The sequence below is a fragment of the Bacteroides sp. AM32-11AC genome, assembly GCF_003603515.1.
GTDB classification, from domain to species: domain Bacteria; phylum Bacteroidota; class Bacteroidia; order Bacteroidales; family Bacteroidaceae; genus Bacteroides; species Bacteroides uniformis.
Window position 1 is genome coordinate 143880 of the sequence record NZ_QTNH01000001.1, and the last position, 25900, is coordinate 169779.

The 25900-nt window shown below is 46.4% G+C and carries 16 protein-coding genes and 1 tRNA gene; 7 read left to right on the top strand and 10 right to left on the bottom strand.

The genetic code is table 11. The annotated features are described in order from the left end of the window. Position 1: 1 nt before the first annotated feature. The 3 genes from DW800_RS00655 to DW800_RS00665 are packed head-to-tail and all read right to left on the bottom strand — an operon-like array spanning position 2 to position 6901. The gene (locus tag DW800_RS00655; RefSeq protein ID WP_119957683.1) at positions 2-1972 is read right to left on the bottom strand and encodes a hypothetical protein; all 1971 of its coding nucleotides are present in this window, start codon (positions 1970-1972) and stop codon (positions 2-4) included. A 41-nt stretch (positions 1973-2013) separates the two neighbouring features. After that, positions 2014-3693 carry a RagB/SusD family nutrient uptake outer membrane protein gene (locus DW800_RS00660; RefSeq protein ID WP_005824409.1) on the bottom strand — a complete coding sequence of 560 codons (1680 nt, stop codon included), beginning with the start codon at positions 3691-3693 and terminating at the stop codon, positions 2014-2016. A gap of 13 nt (positions 3694-3706) precedes the next feature. Next, a complete protein-coding gene (locus DW800_RS00665; protein ID WP_005824407.1) occupies positions 3707-6901 on the bottom strand; it encodes a SusC/RagA family TonB-linked outer membrane protein in 3195 nt (1064 codons plus the stop codon). A gap of 347 nt (positions 6902-7248) precedes the next feature. Here DW800_RS00665 and DW800_RS00670 point away from each other — a divergent pair, with 347 nt between their 5' ends. Then, complete coding sequence (locus DW800_RS00670; RefSeq protein ID WP_005833650.1) at positions 7249-8208, top strand: FimB/Mfa2 family fimbrial subunit; 960 nt, start codon at positions 7249-7251, stop codon at positions 8206-8208. A gap of 10 nt (positions 8209-8218) precedes the next feature. On the opposite strand, the gene DW800_RS00675 is transcribed toward DW800_RS00670, so the two are convergent. The 3 genes from DW800_RS00675 to DW800_RS00685 form a co-directional block, all read right to left on the bottom strand. Next, entirely contained in the window at positions 8219-9607 is a 1389-nt protein-coding gene (locus tag DW800_RS00675) for a PAS domain-containing protein (RefSeq protein WP_005824402.1), read from the bottom strand. Between the two features lie 229 nt (positions 9608-9836). After that, positions 9837-10646 carry a Fic family protein gene (locus tag DW800_RS00680; protein ID WP_034525383.1) on the bottom strand — a complete coding sequence of 270 codons (810 nt, stop codon included), beginning with the start codon at positions 10644-10646 and terminating at the stop codon, positions 9837-9839. Between the two features lie 75 nt (positions 10647-10721). Further along, positions 10722-10805 (bottom strand) — tRNA-Leu (locus tag DW800_RS00685). Positions 10806-10962: 157 nt separating this feature from the next. Between DW800_RS00685 and DW800_RS00690 the strand changes: the two genes are divergently transcribed. Further along, entirely contained in the window at positions 10963-12048 is a 1086-nt protein-coding gene (locus DW800_RS00690) for a mannose-1-phosphate guanylyltransferase (protein ID WP_005824399.1), read from the top strand. A 100-nt stretch (positions 12049-12148) separates the two neighbouring features. On the opposite strand, the gene DW800_RS00695 is transcribed toward DW800_RS00690, so the two are convergent. The 3 genes from DW800_RS00695 to DW800_RS00705 form a co-directional block, all read right to left on the bottom strand. Beyond that, entirely contained in the window at positions 12149-12541 is a 393-nt protein-coding gene (locus DW800_RS00695) for an HIT family protein (RefSeq protein WP_005824396.1), read from the bottom strand. Between the two features lie 49 nt (positions 12542-12590). Continuing rightward, complete coding sequence (greA, locus tag DW800_RS00700; protein WP_005824394.1) at positions 12591-13055, bottom strand: transcription elongation factor GreA; 465 nt, start codon at positions 13053-13055, stop codon at positions 12591-12593. A gap of 190 nt (positions 13056-13245) precedes the next feature. Beyond that, complete coding sequence (locus tag DW800_RS00705) at positions 13246-14397, bottom strand: thioredoxin-like domain-containing protein (protein ID WP_117703779.1); 1152 nt, start codon at positions 14395-14397, stop codon at positions 13246-13248. A 207-nt stretch (positions 14398-14604) separates the two neighbouring features. On the opposite strand from DW800_RS00705, the gene pnp reads away from it, so the two are divergent. From pnp to DW800_RS00730, 5 genes are all read left to right on the top strand, one after another. Next, positions 14605-16749: a polyribonucleotide nucleotidyltransferase gene (gene pnp, locus DW800_RS00710; protein ID WP_005824386.1), complete on the top strand. Its 2145-nt coding sequence runs from the start codon at positions 14605-14607 to the stop codon at positions 16747-16749. A gap of 172 nt (positions 16750-16921) precedes the next feature. After that, a complete protein-coding gene (locus tag DW800_RS00715) occupies positions 16922-17494 on the top strand; it encodes an RNA polymerase sigma-70 factor (protein ID WP_005833682.1) in 573 nt (190 codons plus the stop codon). Positions 17495-17590: 96 nt separating this feature from the next. After that, complete coding sequence (locus DW800_RS00720; RefSeq protein ID WP_005824380.1) at positions 17591-18526, top strand: FecR family protein; 936 nt, start codon at positions 17591-17593, stop codon at positions 18524-18526. A gap of 165 nt (positions 18527-18691) precedes the next feature. Beyond that, complete coding sequence (locus DW800_RS00725) at positions 18692-22039, top strand: SusC/RagA family TonB-linked outer membrane protein (protein ID WP_117703780.1); 3348 nt, start codon at positions 18692-18694, stop codon at positions 22037-22039. A 12-nt stretch (positions 22040-22051) separates the two neighbouring features. Next, positions 22052-23653: a SusD/RagB family nutrient-binding outer membrane lipoprotein gene (locus DW800_RS00730; RefSeq protein WP_008661982.1), complete on the top strand. Its 1602-nt coding sequence runs from the start codon at positions 22052-22054 to the stop codon at positions 23651-23653. Here DW800_RS00730 and DW800_RS00735 read toward each other — a convergent pair. Further along, complete coding sequence (locus tag DW800_RS00735) at positions 23650-25854, bottom strand: sodium-translocating pyrophosphatase (protein ID WP_009037367.1); 2205 nt, start codon at positions 25852-25854, stop codon at positions 23650-23652. The genes DW800_RS00730 and DW800_RS00735 overlap by 4 nt on opposite strands. Between the last annotated feature and the right edge of the window lie 46 nt (positions 25855-25900).

Sequence of the window (25900 nt, forward strand, 5' to 3'; positions counted from 1 at the left end):
GTTATTCAATGGTCATCGAAATTATCTCAACCTTCACATCCGGCTGTCCGTCTTCGGTGGCAGCCACAGTAGCAAGTCCCTTATTCTGGATACCGATACAGATACAACTGCTTCCTTCGTAAGTCACAGTGGCACCGGTGGTATTGGTCACGGACACAGTCTGTACAGCTCCTTCGGCAGTATCAAAGGCCACGGCATGAGCCAGGTTGTAGCAGTCATCTTCCCAAGCATTTCCGATGTTATTGTCCATAATCACGGTCTTAGGAGTCGCGCCCTCGTTCCAAGTGATTCCACTCAGCACTTTGTACTGTATCTTCAGCCTCTGGTTCTTTTTCAACTTCACCTTCGTGATGTCGATCGGCCATCCCGCGTCACCACCGCCCCAAGGATTGTAGAACTGCAAGCGCAAACGATCGGGATTTCCGTCACCGAAAAGAATTTGTACCTTGCTGTTGTCTACCTTGATTTCAGTAGGCCCGGTAGGTCCGGTAGCGATAGGTTTGTAGTTGAGGTTGGCACAAAGATAAGAATCCACGGCTCCCTTGTCATTGGTCGTTGCAGGCACACCCATCTGGAAAGAGCTGGTGACATCGCAAGCCATTACGGTAAACTCGCTTCCCTTCACTTCCACCGTGCGCTTATCACCGGTAGCGGTGAGGACGGTTATCTCAACCGGATTGCCGTCGGCATCCATAAATTTCAATTTGCCGTCTTCAATGGCAAGCTTACCGGCATTGGTACCGTCATCCCATTTGTAGCCATCGGCCGTGCTGCTCAATACCAGCTCATAGTCGGCAATGGAAGCATCGGCCACAGGTGCCCATGAAGAACCGTACTGTCCCTTCACTACGCTTTCCCAAGCAGCAGAGCCACCATTCCACCATGTCCAGTCATAAGGTTCTTCATCATTGATGAGGAAGCGTGCCTCATTGCCCACATAGGTGACACCGTTGATTTCAGTAGTGAACAGTTTGGTTGCCAAATCTTCAATGGCAGGCTGTTGTACTTCGGCAGGCTGAAGCAAACCCGGATCTTCAGTCGGTATGATACTGGGGTCATTATAAGCCTCTTCGGAAATGAAGTTCCACACCAGCCACCACGGACCTTCGCTATTGGTACGCATCGTAGCTACCTGCAGCAGATAAGGAGTACATTCTATAATCTTGATGTCGTTGGTATAGTTGGAACAGACATCATCAAAACCCTCGTTATGCAATGAATAGGTACCGCCATAGAAAGATATGACAGGGCGTTTCGGGTCAGACACATTCAAGTTGAAAGTTCCGGTGGCATCCGTCGTGCCCGAAGCAGCCACCCGATGAAGTTCCACCGTACAGCCTTTCACAGCATCCAGGCCGAAAGTGATGTACGACTGGAAATAGGGGTCGTCTGCCGGAATGAGCCACGATTGGATACCCGGATCCCAGTTGGGAGCCCAATTGGCGCTACCAATCATAAGGTCGGTAATATTGCTTCCATCATTTTTCACATCAGTGTGGCTCATGTACATCACCGGTCCCGAACAACGGCCAATACCAAAGTTCTTGTCAATGGGAACCCACTTACGGCTCTTGCCCACTCCACCTGCAAGGTTAGCCCAGATAGGGTCTTCGAGCATGGCAAAGTTATTGGTCTCTACCTTGAAGGTATATGGTTCGCCATATACCGGACCTGCCGGTGTGGAAGCGCCGAAAGTCACGCTATATTCTCCGGCAAAAGGAAGTGCCAAGTCAAGAGTGGTCTTTTGAGAAGGACCGCTTGGAGTGACCCACAAGGGAGTGGCTCCCTTGATGAGCGAAGTCAGATGAATCGTATTAGGATCATTGGCATCAGGGGTCACCGTATAGGCGATACCTTCCACCAAATCATCGGAAACATAGGTTTTTGCCCCCATCTCGTACTCTTCGGGCGAGCAAGCGGAAAATATCAAAGCCGCTCCTGCCAATATGGAAAAGAATGATTTAAGTCTCATATCTTATTGTTTTTATTTTTTATTTACTCTATTAATGGTACTCACCATCCGGGATTCTGCACAAGTACACTCTGTGAAAGGTTAATTTGATTATAAGGAATCTGGCTCAAGCCTTTGGTGGCTTTCACACGGTCGGCCCGTATGGTTATTGCATCATCAGCGCCTCCACTCTTCACCTTGACACCATTCAAGGCGAGCTTCTCGGCTGCCACGTCTATACCTTGACGCAGGAGATCCCAATAATTAATGCTTTCAAAAGCAAATTCAAGACGACGTTCTTCCATAATAGCTTGTTGAGACACACTCTTAGCTTGATAGTTGGCCGATACTGTTCCGTTGTCATCAACCTGATAAGCACGCTTACGCACTTGGTCGAAATAAGTTTGCGCATTGGGGCTACCCAGTTCTGCGGCCATCAACAATACGTCGGCATAACGGATAATAACGTAGTCTTGGCGGTTCTGTGTCTGGAAGTCACCGCTACCATCCTGCTTACCGGCATGGCTTCCATCGGCATAGCAAAGGGGAGCATACTTCTTCACAGCATAGCCGGTATATTCACGCCAGTCATTAAAACTGGTGGTAAAGTCGGCCGAACCGGTGATTCCTTCCCCTACCAAATCAATGATAGAAGCCGAACGGCGGAGGTCACCAGTGGGAAACGCTTCCACAAAATCAGGATTTACCGTCAATGCGCCCCATCCCTTGCAATAGGGAGCAGCATTAAGCTGGCGCATACCCAACATCACCTGCCAACGGTTGGAGTCATTATTCCCGTTATAATCCTGAGTAGCGGTAAATTTCAACGCAAGAATGGTTTCCTTGTTTCCATCACCGGCATATGTACCCTTCAAAGTTTCATAGTCTCCTTTTTCGGCCACTTTTGCAGAAGAAGCCGGCCATAAATTTTTGAATTGCGGTACCAAACCATATTCTCCTGAAGCGATTACGTCTTCTACAGCAGCCAAAGCTTCGGCACGAGTCACCTCTGCAGGTTCTTCACCGTAATATCCGGTATAGAAAAGATAGGCACGTGCCAGCAAAGCCTCGGCGGCATATTTTGTAATATGTCCGTCGTTCTTGGTATAGTCGGCCTTGGGATAAGCGTCACCGGGAATATTCTCGATAGCATATTTTAAGTCAGTAAATATGGCACTGAACACCTCTTTGGCAGGTGAAGGAGCGCGATTTTCGTTTACCGGTTCCAGAAAGAGTGGGATATTCCCCCATAAACGAACCATATCCAGATAAAGCAATGCACGCAACGTACGACATTCGCCCATATAGATACCACGTTTGCTATCCGATTCATTCCATACAATCTGCTCTTCATGAGCTATCAGCTCGTTGCAACGATAGACGCCCGCATAATAATTTTTCCAGTCACCTTCGTATAGGTTGAGGTCAGCCGGCGATTGGGAGATGTCAAAACGGTCAATGGCCTGATAGCCACGTCCATCGGCATTTCCGGTAGCGCCAAAACACTCGGCACTCATCACCTCGGAAGCCATATAAAACCCTACCATCATGGCTGATGAAGTCTGGCGCCAACCATCATAACAACCTATCAGAGCACGATAAGCATCTTTTTCAGTCTTATAGAATGTACCGGTTGAAGATTCAGTCTTCGACGTAACATCGAGAAAACTGTCGGTACACGAAGCCAGTCCCAAACTCAGGAGCAGGACACTTGCCATAAATATATTTTTGTTTTTCTTCATATCAGTCTATATTTTAAAATTTCAAGTTAACACCAAACAATACGGTACGGGGACGGGGGTAATAACCTAAATCAACGCCCGATACCCAACCTTGTCCGTTATCTCCTTCGGGACCATAACCTATTTCCGGATCCATGCCGTCATATTTGGTAAATGTGAACGCATTCTGTACCTGAGCATAGATACGGCACTGGCTGATGACCTTACATCTCAGTAGCTTGGCAAAGTCGTAGCCCAAAGTAATGTTACTGATTCGCAGGTAATCACCATCCTGCACATAGAGGTCTGAGAACTGCCAGTTGAGATTCTGGTCTGTGACACGAGGTATGCGATTGCTGGTTCCCTCTCCTGTCCAACGTCCTAAAATTGCAGTAGTATAATTGGCTTGCTTGGAGGTATGGTTACGATAGCTCTGGACAATCTGCTGTCCGAAAGCACCGTTGGCCACTACAGAGAAATCAAGTCCTTTCCAGTTGAAACCGAGATTGAAGCCCATAGTGAAATCAGGAATACCGTTACCAAGATCGGTCTTGTCAAGCTCGTTCACCCGTCCGTCATGGTTGATGTCCACAAACTTCACGTCACCTGGTTGTACGTCAGCTTGCAGCACACCGTTACCAGCCTTAATCCAATCCTCTATTTCTTGATTGTTTTGGAATATGCCTGCTGTCTTGAAACCATAGAAATAACCGATAGGCTTACCATTCTCGGCACGATAGAATTCAGGAGTATTGTCATACAACTGGTTGGTAGAGCCATGAATGATACCATCGTCGTTAGGAATCTCTCCGACCTTATTCTTATTGTAGGCACCGTTGATACCGATATTGTAACTAAAGTCTTTGCCTATTTGGTCATTCCAAGTAAGATTGAGTTCCACACCGGTGTTTTTCACTCCACCGCCATTAATATAAGGAGCACCTGCTCCGGCAGTAGCAAGAATAGGAGCCACCACGAGCCAGTCTTTAGTATCTTTAATGTAGAAATCGAAATTAACACCCAGGCGACTGTTGAGGAATCGGGCATCAAGACCGATATTGGTCTGCTGTGAAGTCTCCCACTTGATGTCAGCATTAGCCAGACGACTAGGGTAAGCTCCCCAGTTGGTTCCGAGCTGTGCCGCAGCATCCGAGTCGCCGTAACCGCTGCCGAAAAGATAGTGTGTATTGGTACTCTTGATAGGAGCCAGATATTGGAATGCGTCAATGTTGGCATTACCCACTTGTCCCCAGCTGGCACGTATTTTCAGGAAGTCGAGCCAGTTTTGCGTACTTTCCATGAATTTTTCGTTAGTAATGGTCCATCCTGCCGATACCGAAGGGAAGTAACCAAAACGGTTGCCTTTGGCAAAGTTGCTCGAACCGTCTGCACGCAAAGTAGCATTGACCATATAAGTTTCTTTCCAGTTCCAACCCAATCGGCCGAAATAGGACACCTTGCGGCTCTCGGTATGCGGATTGCCACTGGCACCCAAGCCGTTGGTCGAATCGGAGGCCGTTCCGTTGCCCACAAAAGCATGCTCCCAATCATCAAAACCTTCTTTCAACATACCATTTTTAGCTTCGATATAAGTGCCCTCGTAACGATAGGCTTCCATACCCAGCAAGGCGTTGAACGAATGTTCTCCCATAGTCCAGTCATAAGAAGCCGTATTGGTCCATGTCATACCCAAAGAGTGATTGGCATTTTGAGATACGGTAGTACGTTCTTCATTATATATATATTGGCTGAACTTGTAGAGAGGCTTGAAACTACGGTATTCGCTGGAACCATAAACCACACCGAATACAGACTTTATCTTCAAATTCTTGACAGGCTGCAATTCAGCATAAACATTACCGGAAAAAGTAGCCGTTTTGTTCTCATTGTTGCTGTCGGTCATCATTAAACCATAAGGGTTTCCATCACCTTTATTCCAGTCACTGGTACTGGTGTCATTGTAAGGCGAATCATAAAGATTATTATCGCTATAGACAGGAGCGATAGGCGATGTTCCGAATGCACCGCGTAAGGTATTATTATATTGGTTGCCTACACTGATACCGTTATTCATCTTATATACAAAACTCACCTGCTCGCCCACTTTCAAAATATCCTTGAAAAGTTTGTGCTCGCTGTTCACACGGAAATTGTAACGCGAATAGTTAGACACATCCGAACCGCCGACAATACCTTCCTGACTCATATATCCTAACGAAAGGGCATAAGTGGAAGTTGCGCTTCCACCAGTGACACCCAGCGTATAGCTCTCCGTTGTGGCATTATCTTTGAACATAGTATCTACCCAATCCGTATCATACACATTGCCATTGGCATCGTAAATAGACTGGTATTGGCTCCAATCGTAAGCCGAAAGTCCGCTATTCAAAGCCTGCTCATCCATAATGGCCATATACTCTTTTGCATTCAGCATATTAGCCTTACGAGCTACATTCTGTATTCCATAATAAGCATCGAAACTAATCTGCGCTTTACCTTCGCGCCCTTGCTTGGTAGTAATAAGCACTACACCATTAGCACCGGCCGAACCGTAGATAGCCGCACTAGCCGCATCTTTCAGTACATCTATACTTTCAATATCGGCAGGATTCAAAGTAGAAATATCACCACCCACACCATCAATCAGATAAAGAGGAGCACTATTTCCCACGGTACCAAGACCACGGATACTCACTTTCATGTCAGCACCCGGTTGACCGGAAGTCGAAGCAATACTTACACCCGGTGTCTGTCCCTGCATAGCCTGCAAGGGATTGGTTGTATTCATCTTGGCTATTTCGTCACCCTTCACCTGAACAGTGGCACCCGTCACCAATTTCTTCTTCTGGACACCATAGCCCACTACAACCACTTCATCCAACATTTCCGTGTCCTCCTTCAGCACCACATTGATGACGGAAGAAGTACCTACCTTGATTTCCTGTGATTGATAACCGATGTAAGAAAACACCAGTGTCTGTCCTTGTTGGGCACTTACCGAATACCGGCCATCAATGTCGGTAATTCCACCCGTAGCGGTTTCTCTCACCTGCACGCTGACACCTATCAACGGCTCACTATCCGTAGCCGATGTCACAACACCCGAAATGGTCTTGTTTTGAGAAGGATTAGCCTGCAGGCTACTGATTGCAGGTACAAGAAACAAAAGTACCAATGCAACACGGCATAAACGCAGATTTATGCACTTTTCCAAGAATGTTTTTCTCATTGTACATTATTTAATGGTTAATATCAAAGATTCATTGTGTTCTTCAATTAATACCAAAGAACTCGGATGCAAATGTATGGAGGAACAAGAAAAGAATGTCGAGAAATTGTTACGAAGAGTATATGGTTTCGTTAATCAAGGCTTCTAAAATGTTATTAAAAAAGGTATAATTTGTTTTCCATCCCTTCTCTAAGCCTTTTGAAGAGGGGTTATTCTTTCCATTCCCCTCAATGCCGGGATTGGTTTCACCTCACTTTTCCATCCCCAATATACTTTCTCCGGAGTACAAAGAACCATTTCTTTCTAAAAACGTTCTCAAGGAAGAACAACCTAAAGCTTAACAGATAATGAAAAAATTAGTAGTATTTGCAGTACTTGCCGCAATCGTGGCAAGCTGCGCCGATGACAATCCGCCCCAGATAGAAAAAAGCAGTGAGTTGGTATCACCACGACTTTTGATGGACGTGTCCACAGAAAGCGGACAAAGCCCGCTGACCGGCATACTGACCATCATGCCCTGCAAGGCGGGCACCTCTATTTATTATGGAAACTACATAAACCGGAAGCTGACACCTTTTTACGGTTACTACCAAGTTAAAGACGGAGCTTTCTATAACGATGGCGTCAATCGAGAGTTATCCTTACCCGCAGGTCTCTATAACATGATTTATTGGGGAACCCCTAAATACGAGGAGCCGATTTATGCACATCCTCTCATGAGGGACCCGGTCTACATCTTAGGCGAAGACATGTCCCGGCAACACTTCTCCCTATTCAAAATGGAAGCGGACACAACCTATTATCCGGTATTCGACCTGGTACACGCCGTCCAGCCTGCCAACATTGGAAGTGAGGACCTGAAAGCATCCCTCAAACGGGTAGTGACCGGACTGAAAGTAATCATCAAGGACAAGAACAACGGCATCCTCAGTTCGAGCATCGACAGCATGGTGGTGCGCATCACCAATATTGCTGGAGAACTGAATTTCTACACCGCCGCTCCTCAAGGAAGCCCACGCACAGTAGCCTTCCCTCTGGTCCGTTCCGTCGACGGTACACAAATGAGCAACGCCACCGTCATGCTCTTCCCTTCTTTCGGGAAACCGGAATTCCAGATGAGCATCATACTGAAAAATGGAAACGTGAAAAGTTTCAAGCAAACATTGAACGGACCTTTGGAAGCAAACTCCAAACTGACCCTGACCCTCACTCTGGGAGACATCTTTTCCGAAGAATCATCCGGAGAATTCACCCTTGACAACTGGAACGAGGAAAGCCAGACAATCGATGTCCCTTCATTGGATTGAGCTTGCAGCATCAAGGAAAGATAGAACGGTGCGCGTCCATCTTATAAAAAGGCAACGTGAACCAGAAAGTGGAGCCCTTGCTCAACTGTGACTCCACCCCTATCTCTCCTTTCAGTTCCTTCACAATGTTTTGCGAAATGGCCAGTCCCAGTCCGGTACCTTGCTTAAAGGAATCCAGCTTCACAAAGCGGTTAAAAATCCCCTGCGCATTCTCAGATGATATCCCCGTCCCGGTATCGGTGACATAAAAACGGATATAGCTATTTTCGGGCATTCCGTAACCAATGGTAATACTACCGGCAGCAGTAAACTTCAGCGCATTACTGATGAAGTTATTGAATACCTGAGTAATTCTGCGCTGATCGGTATACAGCAGCAAACCGGGCAATGGCGTAACCGTGACCAGACGCACGTCTTTATTGGTCAGCCTGATACTTGTAGCCTGCTCTATCTCGGACACCATTTTATTGATATCCACGTTAGCATAGACATACTCCAATGTACCGGCTTCTATCTTCGACAAATCCAGAATGTCATTGATGAGCTGCAACAGCAGTTCATTATTCCGCTCTATAATATCGAGATACTCCACCCGTTCTTCCTCAGACACTTCCGTGGCCAAAATACTCGAAAAACCAACTATTGCATTGAGCGGAGTACGTATCTCATGACTCATATTGGCCAGGAAAGCCGATTTTATCCGGTTGGACTCCTCAGCCTCCTCTTTGGCCAGACGTAGCTTGCGCTCCATGATTTTCAAATCAGTAATGTCCCAAGCAGTATAAACAATCCACTTGCGACCATCAGAAAGCTTTATAAAATTATTGTTCTGGAAGGTAAACCGCTCCTCGTTCTTCTTGGTAAAAAAACGTCGTATACCTTCTTGTGGAATCCCCGTCTTGACCAACTCTTCATCCTCCTTCCTAATTAAAGCCGCAGCCTCTGGCATTGTTTCAAAATCCGTCTTGCCTATAGCCTCTCTGGCCGAACATTCAAAGAGTTCCTCTGCCTTTTTATTCCAAAAAGTATAGCGCATCCCATCATTCACATCCTTCACTTTTGCCGCAATGGGAAGATTATCAAGAATGCCTTCCAACAGTTGCAGATACCTCTCCCGGTCCCTTTCCCTCAATTTCTTCATCCGCCTCTGCATGAAGAAAAAGAAGAGGCACAGCACCAATGTACCTAAAAGAATGGAAATATAGACCATCTCTCTTTGAACAAACCCGTCGGGAATATCAAGCCTTTCCTGCAAGGTGAAAGCAGTATCGAAAAGTTCGGGGCTTTCAGCCATTTTGTCAGCCAATGCCGGATGAACAAAGATTATACAAAAAGAGAAGAATATCGTCAGTAACCGAATACTTCCGAGAGGTAAAAAAAGAGGAACATGTTTTGTCATAATTGGCAAACATTTAATAATTAAATAGTTAGATAAGATTCCAGCTACTGCAAATTTAGAAAAAAATAAATGCGAAAACAGTATCTACGAAATAAATTTGCATTTTACACCCATTATTTTGTATTTAATGCCGAGAAGAGAATATTTTGAGAATAACCCAATACAAAAGGATGATACAGCACAATCAGCTAATGCCTATATGAGCTTATCAGGAAGGAATCGTCGCTTTTCAAAACATGAGATTAAAACCTTTTTTACGTCCAGTATTGTATTTCTCAATCTCTGACGCAAATGATTTTTTCAGCTGCGCTGCCATAAAGTCCAAGAAAGGCTGACTGTTCTCATCTTCTTGCGACTGCCGCAAAGAAAGAATATAGTCGCCCCTATCTTCTTTAAAGATTTTCGTCGGAAAAAGATGATGGCAGAACTGGATATAGTTCATCAACAAACGAGCCGTTCTCCCATTGCCATCTACCCACGGATGAACGGTTACCAAATTGAGATGAGCATTGAAACTCAATTCATATCGTTCCCGAAATGTTTCCATATTCTTTTGCTTTTCTCTCAATATAGAACAAAGTTCTTCTACTTTAGCGGGAACTTTAGGATAGCTCATATAAGAACACCCGCCCACCCCAGCAGTAACGCCGCACAAACGAAATTCACCTTTAGAAGAATCAAAAGAACCGCCCATTACATTATATACACTCCCAGTAGTACGCATTAGAGCAGCATTCAATTTTTGTAAGAAAACAGGCGTAATTTCCGCATTTTGTGCACTTTCTTCTTTGGCGAGTTCGTATGCCTTCTTCAAATCCTCATTCATCAGATGATAGACCAACGGCTTTCCTTTGGCTGTTACCCCCTCATCAAAAAGCAACTGGGTATCCAATTCGGTAAGTGTAGAGCCCTCAATAGCAGTAGAATGGGTAATAAGCGAATAGAGGTAGTACTTTTCATAGTCTACCGACTGACTGATACCAAGCCTCACAAATTCTTGATTCAGTACTTCTATCTCTTGCCAGATATCTGTTCCCATGAGCAAAGAGCATAAAAGATAAGTATAAAAAGAAAGCGGGAAAAGCATTAAAACTTTCCCCGCTTCTTTATTTCGTACCCAGACCCGGGGTCGAACCGGGATGGAAGTGAATCCACTGGTGTTTGAGACCAGCGCGTCTACCGATTCCGCCATCTGGGCATGTTTGACTTCTCAAATGCGGTGCAAAGATACAGCTTTTTTCTAAACCTGCAATACTTTTCCTAAAAAAAGGCGAAAAAAACGATAAAACCTGCTTGAATCATTCCTTGTTTGTAAAATATGCAGTACATTAGCAGAAACTTTTAAAATCAATAGCATGGTAACCAATAAGGATAATTTCTGTGTAATTATGGGCGGAGGAATCGGCAGCCGTTTCTGGCCATTCAGCCGCAAGACACTTCCAAAACAGTTTCTGGATTTCTTCGGTACAGGACGTTCCTTGCTGCAGCAAACCTTCGACCGCTTCAAGCAGGTAATCCCCATGGAAAATATACTTATCGTAACAAATGACTTGTATGCCGACCTTGTAAAAGAACAGCTTCCCGAACTTAAACCCGAACAGATTCTACTGGAGCCGACACGCAGGAATACAGCCCCCTGCATTGCGTGGGCTTCCTATCATATCCGCGCCTTGAATCCGAACGCCAATATAGTGGTAGCTCCTTCGGACCACTTAATCCTGAAGGAAGGCGAATTTCTGGCAGCTATCGAAAAAGGGCTGGACTTCGTTTCCCAATCGGACAATCTGCTGACACTCGGCATCAAGCCCAACCGTCCGGAAACCGGATATGGCTATATACAAATAGCCGAAGCCGCCGGTGATAATTTCTACAAGGTAAAAACCTTCACTGAAAAGCCCGAACTGGAACTGGCAAAAGTATTCGTGGAAAGTGGAGAATTCTATTGGAACTCTGGTCTGTTCATGTGGAACGTAAATACCATCATCAAGGCAAACGAAGCCCTGCTGCCCGAGCTGACTTCCAAACTGGCCCCCGGCAAAGATGTGTATGGAACAGTCCAAGAGAAACAATTCATTGATGAGAACTTCCCTGCTTGCCCCAATGTCTCCATAGACTTCGGCATCATGGAAAAGGCAGACAATGTATATGTGTCATTAGGCGATTTCGGCTGGTCTGATTTAGGAACCTGGGGGTCTTTGTATGATTTGTCTCCCAAAGATGAAGCAGGCAATGTAGCCTTAAAATGTAAATCCCTCATCTATAATAGCAAAGACAATATCGTGGTGCTGCCCGACAACAAACTTGCAGTTATCGACGGTTTGGAAGGTTATCTCATAGCCGAGTCGGACAATGTATTACTGATTTGCAAGAAAGATGAAGAACATACCATCCGCAAATATGTGAATGATGCCCAGATAAAACTGGGAGAGGAATACATTTAAATTAAAAATTAAAGGATAGGTGCCGAAGGCAAAAAAATAGCGGGAGCTGGATGAAGTCCAACTCCCGCTTCCGTTTATTTAGGGGAGGAAAATAAACCGATTAAAGCACTGCACGGATAGCTTCTGCCACAGCCTTGAATTCTTCGTCCGTCAGTTTCAGTTTGGGATTGGAGAAAAGCATATCTTTTTCGTTCTGCATAGGAATCAAATGTATGTGCGCATGAGGCACTTCCAGCCCCAATACCGCTTCTCCTACCTTTCTACACGGAAAGGCCTTGCCGATGGCAAGTGCCACTCTCTTGGCGAAAACATGCATCGCCGCCAAATCCTCATCGTTCAAATCGAAGATATAATCCACTTCCTGCTTGGGAATGACCAATGTATGACCTTTTACCAACGGATTGATGTCAAGGAACGCAAAGAATCTGTCATCCTCCGCCACCTTGTAGCAAGGTATTTCACCTGCGATAATTCTACTGAATATTGTTGCCATAGCTATAAATTATAAAATAAGGCAAGCCCGTATGCGGACCTGCCTTCCTTTAAAAGGATATGTTCACTACTTCCAGGTTAATCATGCCCTGCGGAACTTTAATTTCTGCGATGTCACCTACTTTCTTGCCAAGCAGACCTTGTGCAATCGGAGTATTGACGGAAATCTTTCCTTCCTTCAGATTGGCTTCACTTTCGGAAACGATAGTATAAACCATCTTCATGCCATTCTTCACGTTCTTAAGCTCTACCTTATTGAGAATCTGTACAGAATCGGTTTTCAACTTCGACTCATCAATAATCTTAGCGTCGGCAATGGTCAGCTTCAAGTTGTTAATTTTCATCTCAAGCATACCTTGAGCTTCCTTGGCAGCGTCATACTCTGCATTTTCCGACAAATCACCTTTGTCACGCGCTTCGGCAATGGCAGCCGATATTTTGGGACGTTCCACCGTCTCCAGGTGTTTCAATTCGGCCATCAATTTCTTGTAGCCGTCTTCTGACATATAAGCCATACTTTTTCCTCCTTAAATGTTATGTTAGTTTTTAATGGTACTATAAACAAAAAAGAATTCCAACATGGTCAGCATGCTGGAACCCTCTTTCCGATTTTCCTTTGCAAAGATAGCCTTTTATACAATGCGTGTCAAGCATAAAAGGCTGCTTTATAACATATTTAAACGAAAACTTCTTATTTATAACATGTTACAGCAATGCTTTCACTGCCGCCTCCAGGTCTTTAATGCTCTCTCCACGGGCACTCAACTCATTGTTCTTGTTGACCAGGAACACAGAAGGCACATTCTTCACATTATAAGAAGCCGCTATAGACGAATAAATTCCATTGCCGTCGCGCACACAAATCCAAGGCAGATTGTCGGCAGTTGTTTTCCAATAGTGCTCGTCTGCATCCAGAGAAACCTGATAGATTTCCAATCCCTGGGCGGCATACTTGTCGTACAAGTCGCGCAACATATAATTATGTGTAGCAGAAACGGCACTCTGATAAACAGTGAAGTCCACAATAACAGCCTTGCCCTTCAGTTCGCTCAACTTACGTGTATTGCCCTTCATGTCACGCAGGTTAATGTCGATGATGCCGGTTTCGGAAATTGCCTCTTCTGGGATTTCCACCACCTTCTGCTGCGGAGTACGGGTATTCTTCATTCCCTTTATCACAATATTGTAGAGGTTCTTGGAGCGGTCGGCATCCGGATAATAATTGTTTAGGCTGGTTGCCACGGCTGCAAAACACTTAATGTCTTCCTTATTGTTCAGAGGGTCGAAAATCAAATAATTATTCAACTTCTGGAACAAGGCGAAATAGGCAGCAGCCGTATTGGGAGCGGCAAAAATATAGCTGATTTTCACTTCATCCTTATAGTTCTTCAATAAAGAGGCAAGGCTGTCCTCAAAAACATCGGCACCTATCTTATGTGCCTGCACCGACTGCAGCAATGCATTCACATTATCCTGAAGCTTCATCTGCTTCAGCGTCAAGTCCTTTATCTTCGAGCTATTCGGAGAACCTTCCACTGTATAGGCAGTGGCGAAATCGGTATAAGGTGCCTTTACCAAAACCGTTTCCGTCGAATCTACCGAGAAATTAATAACCTTGTCGTCTACCCGCAGACGGTAAAATTCCGGAGACACCGGACGTACCTGCTCGAAGTGGAAAGAGCCATCCCCTTCCAGCTTTACAGAATCCAAAGGAACAATACCTTCCAATGCCGAGGCTTCCAAATAAAGCATCTTGCCGTCGGCACCAGACACTTCACCCTCTACTTTGAATTTCGGTTCGGAATTACATGCACCCAATGCTATTGCAGCAAGTGCCATAAAAAAGATTTTCTTCATATCGTATCTTCAGTTTTGTTTTGCAAACGTGCCTGCAAATATACTTCTTTTCAAGTTCAGTCAAAGCATTTTCCCTCGTTCTTCCATATAGAAAACTGCAAAAAACAACAAAATACAAACTTTTTATCTCATTCCCACCATTTTACATGAATAAATTATGTATCTTTGCACGAATTTTGAAAGAAAATTAGATATAAAACATTTTTTATGATTAACCCAATTGTTAAGACGATCGAGCTTCCTGATGGCAGAACCATCACGCTCGAAACGGGAAAGCTGGCAAAACAGGCAGACGGTTCTGTAATGCTTCGTATGGGCAACACCATGCTTTTAGCTACTGTTTGTGCCGCCAAGGACGCAGTTCCCGGAACAGATTTCATGCCATTACAGGTAGAGTACAAAGAAAAATTCTCCGCATTCGGACGTTTCCCCGGCGGTTTCACAAAGCGCGAAGGACGCGCTTCTGACTACGAAATCCTCACTTGCCGCCTCGTTGACCGTGCTCTCCGCCCCTTATTCCCTGATAATTTCCATGCAGAGGTATACGTAAACATCATTCTTTTCTCAGCAGACGGCGTAGATATGCCCGACGCTCTGGCCGGACTCGCAGCTTCTGCCGCACTTGCAGTTTCAGATATCCCCTTCAACGGACCTATTTCCGAAGTACGCGTAGCACGCATCAACGGACAATTCGTCATCAACCCTACCTTCGAACAACTAGAACAAGCCGATATGGACTTGATGGTGGGCGCCACTTATGAAAACATCATGATGGTGGAAGGCGAAATGGACGAGGTTTCCGAGCAGGACTTGCTGGAAGCGATGAAGGCCGCACACGAAGCCATTAAGATTCAGTGCAAGGCACAGATGGAACTGGCAGAAGAAGTAGGCTCTACCGTGAAACGCGAATATTGCCACGAAGTGAACGACGAAGAACTCCGTAAGGCCGTTCACGACGCTTGCTACGACAAGGCTTATGCCATTGCCGCTTCCGGAAACAAGAACAAGCACGAACGCATGGATGCTTTCGATGCCATCCGCGAAGAATTCAAGGCACAGTTCTCCGAAGAAGAACTGGAAGAAAAGGCAGCCCTCATCGACCGTTACTATCACGATGTGGAAAAAGAGGCGATGCGCCGTTCCATTCTGGACGAAGGCAAGCGCCTTGACGGACGTAAGACGACCGAAATCCGTCCTATCTGGTGTGAGACCAGCTACCTGCCCGGCCCTCACGGTTCCGCTATCTTTACACGTGGCGAAACACAGTCTTTGTCTACTGTGACTTTAGGCACCAAGTTGGACGAGAAGATTATCGACGACGTATTGGAACACGGAAAAGAACGTTTCCTTCTGCACTACAACTTCCCTCCGTTCTCTACGGGCGAAGCCAAGGCACAGCGCGGTGTAGGCCGTCGTGAAATCGGCCACGGCCATCTGGCATGGCGTGCATTGAAGGGTCAGATTCCTGCAAACTATCCGTATGTAGTACGCGTGGTATCCGATATCCTCGAATCAAACGGTTCTTCTTCCATGGCTACCGTATGTGCCGGAACTCTGGCATTGATGGATGCAGGTGTGAAAATCAAGAAACCGGTATCAGGTATCGCCATGGGATTGATTAAGAATGCAGGCGAAGACAAATATGCCGTATTGTCCGATATCCTCGGTGATGAGGACCACTTGGGCGACATGGACTTCAAGGTGACCGGAACAAAAGACGGTATCACCGCCACTCAGATGGACATCAAAGTGGACGGTCTGTCATACGAAATCCTCGAAAAGGCATTGCTGCAGGCTAAAGAAGGCCGTGAATATATCTTGGGCAAAATCACCGAGTGCATTGCCGAGCCTCGCGAAGACCTGAAACCTCACGCTCCGCGTATCGAGACAATGACCATTCCCAAGGAATTCATCGGTGCTGTCATCGGCCCTGGTGGAAAGATTATCCAAGGTATGCAGGAAGAAACCGGTGCTACCATTACTATTGAAGAAGTGGACAACATCGGTAGAATCGAAATCGCCGGTACCAACAAGAAGAGCATCGATGATGCTATGCGTATCATCAAAGGGATTGTAGCTGTCCCCGAAGTAGGCGAAGTCTACAAAGGCAAGGTACGCTCCATTATGCCTTACGGTGCATTCGTTGAATTCCTGCCGGGTAAGGACGGCTTGCTCCATATCTCCGAAATCGACTGGAAACGTCTGGAAACAGTAGAAGAAGCCGGTATCAAGGAAGGTGATGAAATTGACGTAAAACTTCTCGACATCGACCCGAAGACCGGAAAATTTAAGCTGTCACGCAAAGTATTGCTTCCGAGACCGGAAAGACAAGAAAGACCGGAAAAGAAATAAGAAATTTCTTATTCTTTAAGTATATAAAGCCTGGTGGAACCCCATCAGGCTTTCTTTTTGTCAATACTGCCAGAAATGGCTCTGAAAAAACAAGGCATAATGCTTGCATATTCCAAAAAGATTATGTTTTTTTGCTATGTAAAGCCTTATATTCCATAAAGAACCTCAATTAATGTCCGGTTTAAGGAGCCTACATACTATGAATCTTTTCTCACGCTTTTTCCAGGAAAACCAAGAAAAGTTTTTGGCTTTTGCTTATTCTTATCTCAGGGATAAAGCAGAAGCGGAAGACGTTGTGATGGAATCCATGATTGCCTTATGGGAAAACCGAGACCGCTGGGAAGAAAACAGTAACCTGCATGCCCTGCTGCTGACCATCATAAAGAACAAAGCCCTGCACGTACTCGAGCACAAGCAGGTGCGTCTGCGAGCGGAAGAAACCATCAGCAGCCACAACCTGCGCGAACTGGACTTACGCATCTCCACCTTGAAAGCCTGCGAACCGGACCAGATATTCAACACGGAAATACAGCATATCGTAAATAAGACCTTACAGGAAATGCCCGAGCAAAGCCGGAAGATATTCATGTTGAGCCGATACCAGAACCTGGCAAACAAGCAGATTGCCGATAGTCTGGACATATCACTTAAAACCGTAGAGGCACACATCACCAAAGTGCTGCGGATTCTCCGGCTGAGACTGAAAGATTATCTTGTTACCATACTCATAATATTAATATCCTAAAAAATGCTTCTACGGAATAGGGTTACCGCCCACTTTCCGGTTATATATACAAAAGGTAAAAAGAGCACGTTTTAGAAAAGAAATAAATTATTGACAATGAACCAAGAGCTATTATATAAATATTTCAAAGGTATTACTTCCGTTGAAGAAGAAAAGATGATACTCGACTGGATAGACGCCTCGGATGAAAACCGGGACATCTTCCTGAAAGAGCGCATGATATACGACATTTCCTTGTTCTCGGACAAGCAGGGAAACAATGAAAAGAAAACGGTGCACATCATGCCGATGCTCCGCTGGGCGGCCCGTATAGCCGCCGTCACCATTGTCGCCATTGCCGGTTATTTCATCACCTCCGACTTTTTATATAACAAGGAGGTGCAGTTGCAAACAGTCACTGTGCCTGCCGGACAACGGGCCCAAATTATCCTCGCCGATGGAACACGCGTATGGCTGAACTCCAAGTCCACCATGAAATATGCCGCCAACTTCGGACGCAACGAACGAAATGTGGAATTGGACGGAGAGGCCTACTTTGAAGTAGCCAAAAACAAGAATATCCCATTCTATGTACATACAGAAACGAACAAGGTAAAAGTTGTAGGAACGAGTTTCAACGTCTGTGCCTACAGTGGGAGCCATGAGTTCGGAACCACATTGGTGGAAGGTATCGTCGATATCTATCCGGCCAACAGCAGCCAGATAATCACCAGGTTGCAGAAAGACGAGGTATTTCTCAATGAAAACGGAAAATGTAGAAAGGCCGTCCTTCCTTCCTATGAATATCTACGCTGGAAAGAGGGACTATACTGTTTTGACGACGCTCCATTCAGCGGTATCCTCGGTAGACTGGAGAAATACTATAATGTAAAGATAACCGTTGCCAGTCCTCAACTGCTGAACTACGGCAGCTTTACCGGCAAGTTCAGAGAGCAGGACGGCATCGAACATATACTGCGGACCATCTCGAAAGACCATCCTTTCAAGTTCCGCATCAACGAAGAAAAGGATTCAATTGTTATATATGAGTAAGAAAAAAAGATCGGAAAGTACCCCCATACTTTCCGATCCGAAACAGTCAAAAATCGACCTTAATCAATTTATTAACTTAACACAGTGACAAAGATATGAGAAAAATTTTGTTGATGAGGCTTTTTTATCTAAAAAAATTAGATTTTAAGCAATTATTGCAAACCTATGAAAATCACATTATTCCTTCTCCTGCTTGTTATATTTCAGGTGTACAGCGGGAACTGCTACTCTCAGAATGCCAGGGTCAGCATTCAAAATGCCCGGCTGAGGGTAGGGCAAGTTCTCGAGCAAATTGAATCGCAAACAGAATACTTATTTGTATATAACAAACAGAACGTCGATGTACGCCGTACCGTCGACATCAATGCAAGCAACCAAACTGTTTCCGAAGTACTTGACCAAATGTTCAAAGGGACAGACATCAAGTATGTGATGGAAGGCAAAAACATCGTTTTAACCAAAAACAGCAGGAGTGCTGAGGATAAGACAAACACTCTGCAGGAAATGGCTATTGTAAGAGGAAAGGTGACGGACTCCAAAGGCGAACCGATTATCGGTGCCAACATTCTTGAAAAAGGGACCGCCAATGGTGTTATCACCAATACCGAAGGAGAATTTAGTATGAATATCCCTCCTTATGCCACTATTGTCGTATCCTACATCAGTTATGAGCCGCAAACCATTGCCCTGAACGGTAGAAATAATCTCCACATCCGGATGGAAGAAAAGAACCTCGCCCTGGAGCAAGTAGTGGTAACCGCCATGGGTATCCAGAAGAAAATGTCCTCATTGACCTATTCTACCCAACAGATAAGCAGCAATGAGCTGACCCGTGCCAAAGAGCCGAACATGATTAATACACTGGCAGGAAAGACGGCCGGAGTACAAATCAATAAAACCGCCAATTTAGGAGGTTCTGCCAAAGTCGTCATTCGCGGTGCACGCTCTGCATTTGCCAGCGGCAACAACCAGCCCTTGTACGTAATTGACGGTGTTCCTATGCTGAACAGCTCAACAGAATCCACCTCCACCGTAATCGGCGGTAACTACGATGGATTGAACCGTGATGCCGGTGACGGGATTTCCAACTTGAATCCGGACGACATAAAAAGCATCAACATCCTGAAAGGTTCTTCTGCCGCCGCGCTTTATGGTTCGCAGGCAGCTAATGGCGTCATTCTGATCACCACTAAAAAGGGAAAGGCCGGACTGCAGCGCGTTACATTCTCCTCCAACCTGACCGTAAGTCACGCCATCAGTACCCCCGAATTCCAAAATACATACGGCCGGAACGAAGATGGCGGTACGGCAAGCTGGGGTACAAAAGGCAATGTAACGGACTATGACAACATAGGCGAGTTCTTCAGCAATGGCATCACCACTTTCAATTCGCTGGCTATCACTACCGGAAATGAAAAGGTACAAACTTATTTCTCATACGCCAACACCACGGCTAAAGGAATTGTGGACAATAACAAACTACAGAAGAATAACCTGAACCTACACGAAACGGCCAGCCTCTTCAACAACAAGCTGAAACTGGACGGCATTGCAACACTAATGACCCAAACCGTCAAGAACTCCCCTGCTACCGGCGGCTATTATCTGAATCCGCTGGTCAGCTTGTACAGTTTCCCACGTGGCGTAGACATGAGCACTTACAGAGAAAACTTTGAAACGTGGAATGCCGACCGCAATATGATGACACAAAACTGGATTGAAAAGAATGGAGATGGTACCGTCAGTGAATGGGGACAGAATCCCTACTGGCTGAAAAACCGCGTGCTCAGTGGCTACAAGCGTTATCGCGCTGTGGCATCGGCCAGAGCCAATCTGCACATTACGGACTACTTCAACCTGCAGGTACGGGGTAATGTGGATTATATCAGTGATAAATTCGACAATAAGATGTATGCCACTACAGCTCCCAACATCGCCGGCAAATACGAGGACAAGGAAAACGGACGTTACATCTGGTCGGACAGCCAGGAAATCCAAGTCTACGGTGACGCAATGGTCTTGTTCAACAAGGAATTTGATGACTTTTCCCTCAATACGGCACTGGGAGCCAGCATCAACATGAGTAAAGTCAATTCACTGACGATAGACTCAAGGCTTGCTTCCCTCTACAAACCGAATGTATTTACCGTCCCCAATGTAGTGATGGACTCCAAAGCAGCCGTAAATCAGAGCATCGACAGCAAACGCACGCTCCAATCAGTATTTGCCACCATGCAGTGGGGCTGGAAAGGACTACTATACTTGGACATTACCGCACGTAACGACTGGTCATCCACATTAGCCCACACAGACAGCAAGAATACCGGATTCTTCTATCCCTCCATAGGAGCTACCTGGATTCTTAACAAAACCTGCTCCCTGCCCAAATGGATAAGTTTTGCAAAAGTGCGCGCTTCATGGGCGGAAGTCGGTAATGACCTCCCGATAGGAATCACCAATCCGGTAGACATCATCATGGTAGGCGGCAGTATCAATGTAAATACCGTAGAACAGCGCGGTGACCTGAAACCGGAAATCAGCAGCTCCATCGAATTCGGTACAGAATGGCGCTTCTTCCATCACCGCTTCGGGATAGACTTCACTTGGTATCAGACCAATACCAAGAACCAGTTGTTGAGAATGGACAATCCTACGGGCTCCACCTATAAATACCGGTATGTCAATGCCGGAAAAATACGTAACCAGGGTTTTGAGCTGACGGTAGACGCCACTCCGCTACTATACAGAAACTTTTCGTGGAAGAGTCTCATCAACATGTCCGCCAACAAGAACAAAGTAGTGACCCTGCATCCTGACTATCCAGAATTTTCCTACTACGAAGAAGGTTTCAACGCAGGCTATCAGATGCGCGTCAAAGAAGGAGGCAGCCTGGGGGATATTTATGGAAATGCTTTCCGCCGTAACGAGGATGGCAGCATCATGGTTGATGAAACCAGCAAAAGGCCTTTAGGAAATACCGGAAACAAGGATTTGCTTGGGAATGCCAATCCTGACTTCACCATGGGATGGAGCAACACACTTACCTACAAGAACCTGGAGCTCTATTTCCTGATAGATTTCCGCTTTGGCGGCGAAGTCATGTCACTGACACAGTCTGAGTTGGATGCCAACGGCGTGACCAAAGTCACCGAAGATGCCCGCACCCGGGGATATGTAGAATACCAGGGACAGAAGTTCAACGACCCGAGAGCATTTTACAGCGCAGTAGGCGGCAGAAATGCCATCTCCGAATATTATATGTACGACGCAACCTGCATCAGACTCCGTGAAGTATCACTGAGCTATTCTTTCCCGAAAACGATACTGGAAAACAGTAGATTCATAAAGGGAATCGACGTATCATTGGCAGCGCGCAACTTGTGTTTCTTAAAGAAGGAAGCACCGTTCGACCCCGATGCAGTAATGTCCGTAGGCAACAACAATCAAGGAGTAGACGTGTTTGGCATGCCTACTACCCGGAATATCGGCTTTAACCTAAGATTAACCTTTTAAAATGAATACCTTATGAAAAACAAGTGCATCATATTCCTTTTCTGCCATAGCATATTGCTGCTTGCAGCTTGCACCGGCGGTTTTGAGAACGACAACGAAATCAAGGGAGGTTTCTCGGACGACAAAAAGGAAATAGATTTCCAGAACCTAACTGCTCCATTCGAACCCATACAGTCGGGTATCTACTTCAATATAGGTTCTGTTGGCTTAAATTGGGTATGGCAGATGACACAATCCCTGAACCATGACATGTTCTCCGGCTACTTCATGGACCCTATTCCTAAATTCATGAAATCCAACGCCTGCTACAACCTGAACTCAGGCTGGACCAATGCCGCATGGCAATGTACTTACGGATATGTCTACACGGAGGTGCAGAAGGCAGAAAAGAACTTTTATGGCAATGACAACTTGAAAGGCTACCTCGGCATTACCGAAATTTTGAAAGTGGAACTGATGCACCGCATTGCCGATACATACGGTCCGCTGGTCTACCATCAACTGGGTGAGACACCCCGGGTTTACGGACAGCAAGAAGCCTATACACGCTTCTTTGCAGACCTGGACGAAGGGCAGCAATTGATAAGGGAATACCTGGACGAGGGCGGTGACAACAACAAATTCAAAGAGTATGATATGCTGACCAACGGCAAGACCTTGAAGGAGTGGTTAAAGTTTGCCAACTCACTACGTTTGCGCCTTGCCATGCGCATCTCCAATGTAGATGCAACACTTGCCAAAGACCAAGCAACCAAAGCACTGAATGACAATCAAGGTGTACTGGAAGGTGCAAGGGAAACCATCGCTGTAATGGGCAAGAACTATATCAATCCTTTGTGTGCCGTTGCCGGTTGGGGTGAAGTCTACATGAATGCCTCGATGGAATCCATTGTCAACGGTTATGAGGACCCGCGTGGCAAGAAATGGTATAACACCGCCCTTCTCGAAGGTTATCAAAAACAGTTGTTAGGCATTCCCATCGGGTTACCCATGAAAGACGGTGACGCCAACATTTACAGTTTTTGCTCTTCCCTCAACACAAGTACCATCGGCGAAAAGACCGGAGCCGTATTGATGAGTGCGGCAGAAGTCTGGCTGCTCAGGGCCGAAGCAGCCCTCCGTGGCTATACCAAAGAGAATCCCCGCACATGCTATGAATACGGGGTAAGTACTTCATTTACACAGTGGGACTGTGCTGGTGCCTCCGAATATCTGGAAAGCGACAAAACCCCTGCCGATTATAAAGATGTAGTCTCGGGCGGCAAGGTAGGCAAGGACATGAAAGCCTTGATTACCATATCCCCCAAATGGGAAGAAGATGCAGACATAGAGACGAAACTCGAAAAGATTATTACCCAGAAGTGGCTGGCATGCTGGCCCGAAAGTTATGAGGCATGGGCTGAGCAACGCCGTACCGGATACCCCAAACTTTTCAAGGTCCAAAGCAACACCGGAAAAGTGATTGATACGGATATCATGATCCGCCGCCTTCCGTTCTCGACGGACGCCGCCACTGCCGACCCGGCACAATACGCCACCCTCACGGAAAAACTGGGTGGCGCAGATAACGGCGCCACCCGCCTTTGGTGGGATACGGGGAAAAACTCTTTTTAGAACAGACTCCACGCAACCGTAAGCCCTGCCATCACAATGGCTACCATGCTCATCAGCTTGATTAGGATATTCAAGCTCGGACCGGATGTGTCCTTGAACGGGTCTCCTACGGTGTCACCCACAACTGTAGCCTTGTGGACTTCACTGCCTTTGCCGCCAAAGTTGCCTTCTTCCACATACTTTTTGGCATTATCCCATGCACCACCGGCATTTGCCATGAAGATGGCAAGCACGAAACCACTGCTCAATCCGCCAATCAGCAGGCCGAGCACACCGGGAACACCGAAAATAAGTCCCGTCGCAATCGGAGCAATGATAGCTATCAGTGACGGAATCACCATCTCGCGTTGCGCCCCTTTCGTCGAGATTGCCACACAACGCTCATAATCAGGCTCCGTTTCTCCTGTAAGGATTCCCTTGATTTCGCGGAACTGGCGGCGCACTTCGTCTACCATATGGGCCGCTGCACGCCCTACCGCATTCATCGTCAATCCACAGAAAAGAAATGCCATCATCGAGCCCAGAAACATACCGGAAAGAACTTTCGGATTCATCAGCGTCACATCGTAGTGATGCATAAAGTCGAAGAAAGTGGCATCTTGAAGAGCCACGGCATCGCCATGAGGAAGCGACAGTTCGGTAGTCCCGAGGCGGGTCAGCCCGATACGGATTTCCTCGACATAAGAGGCCAGCAAAGCCAATCCCGTCAAAGCGGCGGAACCGATGGCAAAGCCTTTGCCCGTAGCGGCTGTAGTATTGCCCAAGGAGTCAAGCGCATCGGTACGCTTACGCACCTCTTCACCCAGACCGGACATTTCCGCATTGCCACCCGCGTTGTCAGCTATCGGTCCGTAAGCATCTGTAGCAAGCGTGATGCCCAATGTAGAAAGCATACCTACTGCGGCAATGCCAATACCATAGAGCCCCAGACCCACATTAGAGAAGTCGAAGCCCGAAGCAAAGAGATAAGAAGCAATGATACCTATCACCACGGCAATCACCGGAATAGCCGTAGAAAGCATTCCCAAGCCTATACCGGAAATTATGACTGTCGCCGGACCGGTCTTTCCGCTTTCACTCAGCTTTTGGGTAGGACGGTAGGATTGGGAAGTATAGTACTCCGTAGACCGCCCGATGATGATACCTACTATCAAACCCACTATCACGGAGCAGGAAATCCACAGCCAGTTGTCCAACTTCAGCAACCACAGGATAAAGAAAGTGGCGACAACTATCAAAATAGAGCTGAGATTAGTACCGAAAGCCAGTGAGTTCAGCAAGTCCTTCATCTTCGCATTCTCTTTGGTACGCACGGAGAAGATACCGATAATGGAAAGCAATATTCCGACGGCTGCAATCAGCATCGGAGCGATTACGGCCTTGAACTGCATCAGCGTATCACCCGAGTGGATAAAAGCCGCAGCACCGAGGGCAGCCGTAGCAAGGATAGAACCGCAATAACTTTCGTACAAATCAGCCCCCATACCTGCCACGTCGCCTACATTGTCGCCTACATTATCCGCAATCGTGGCAGGATTACGCGGGTCGTCTTCGGGAATACCGGCTTCCACCTTTCCCACAAGGTCGGCACCTACATCGGCAGCTTTTGTATAGATACCGCCACCTACGCGTGCAAACAATGCCTGCGTGGAAGCGCCCATACCGAAAGTCAGCATGGTAGTGGTAATGATGCAGAGTTTATGGGTGGGAGTCATTACATCTTCCGGAATTACAGCATTCAGCAACAGATACCAGAAAGATATATCAAGCAAGCCAAGGCCAACCACTACCAGTCCCATCACCGCACCGCTACGGAAAGCCACGCGTAGTCCGGCATTCAGCGATGTGCGTGCCGCATTGGCAGTGCGAGCCGATGCGTAGGTGGCCGTCTTCATACCCAAAAAGCCGGAAAGTCCGGAAAAGAATCCTCCGGTAAGGAAAGCAATCGGCACCCAGGAGTTCTGCACTCCGAAACCGTATGCCATAATGGAGAAAAGGATAACCAGCCCCAGAAATACCCAGCCCACAATCTTGTATTGTTGGCGAAGGTAAGACATAGCACCTTTGCGCACAGCAGCGGCAATCTTAATCATCTGAGGCGTACCCTCACTCTCTTTCATCATCTGACGATGGAAATACCAGGCAAAACAAAGTGCCATAATAGAAGCGGCTGGAACCAGCCAGAATAGGATTTGGTCCATAGCATTTATTCGTATTAAAAGGTTGAACGAAAGCCTAAAAATATTG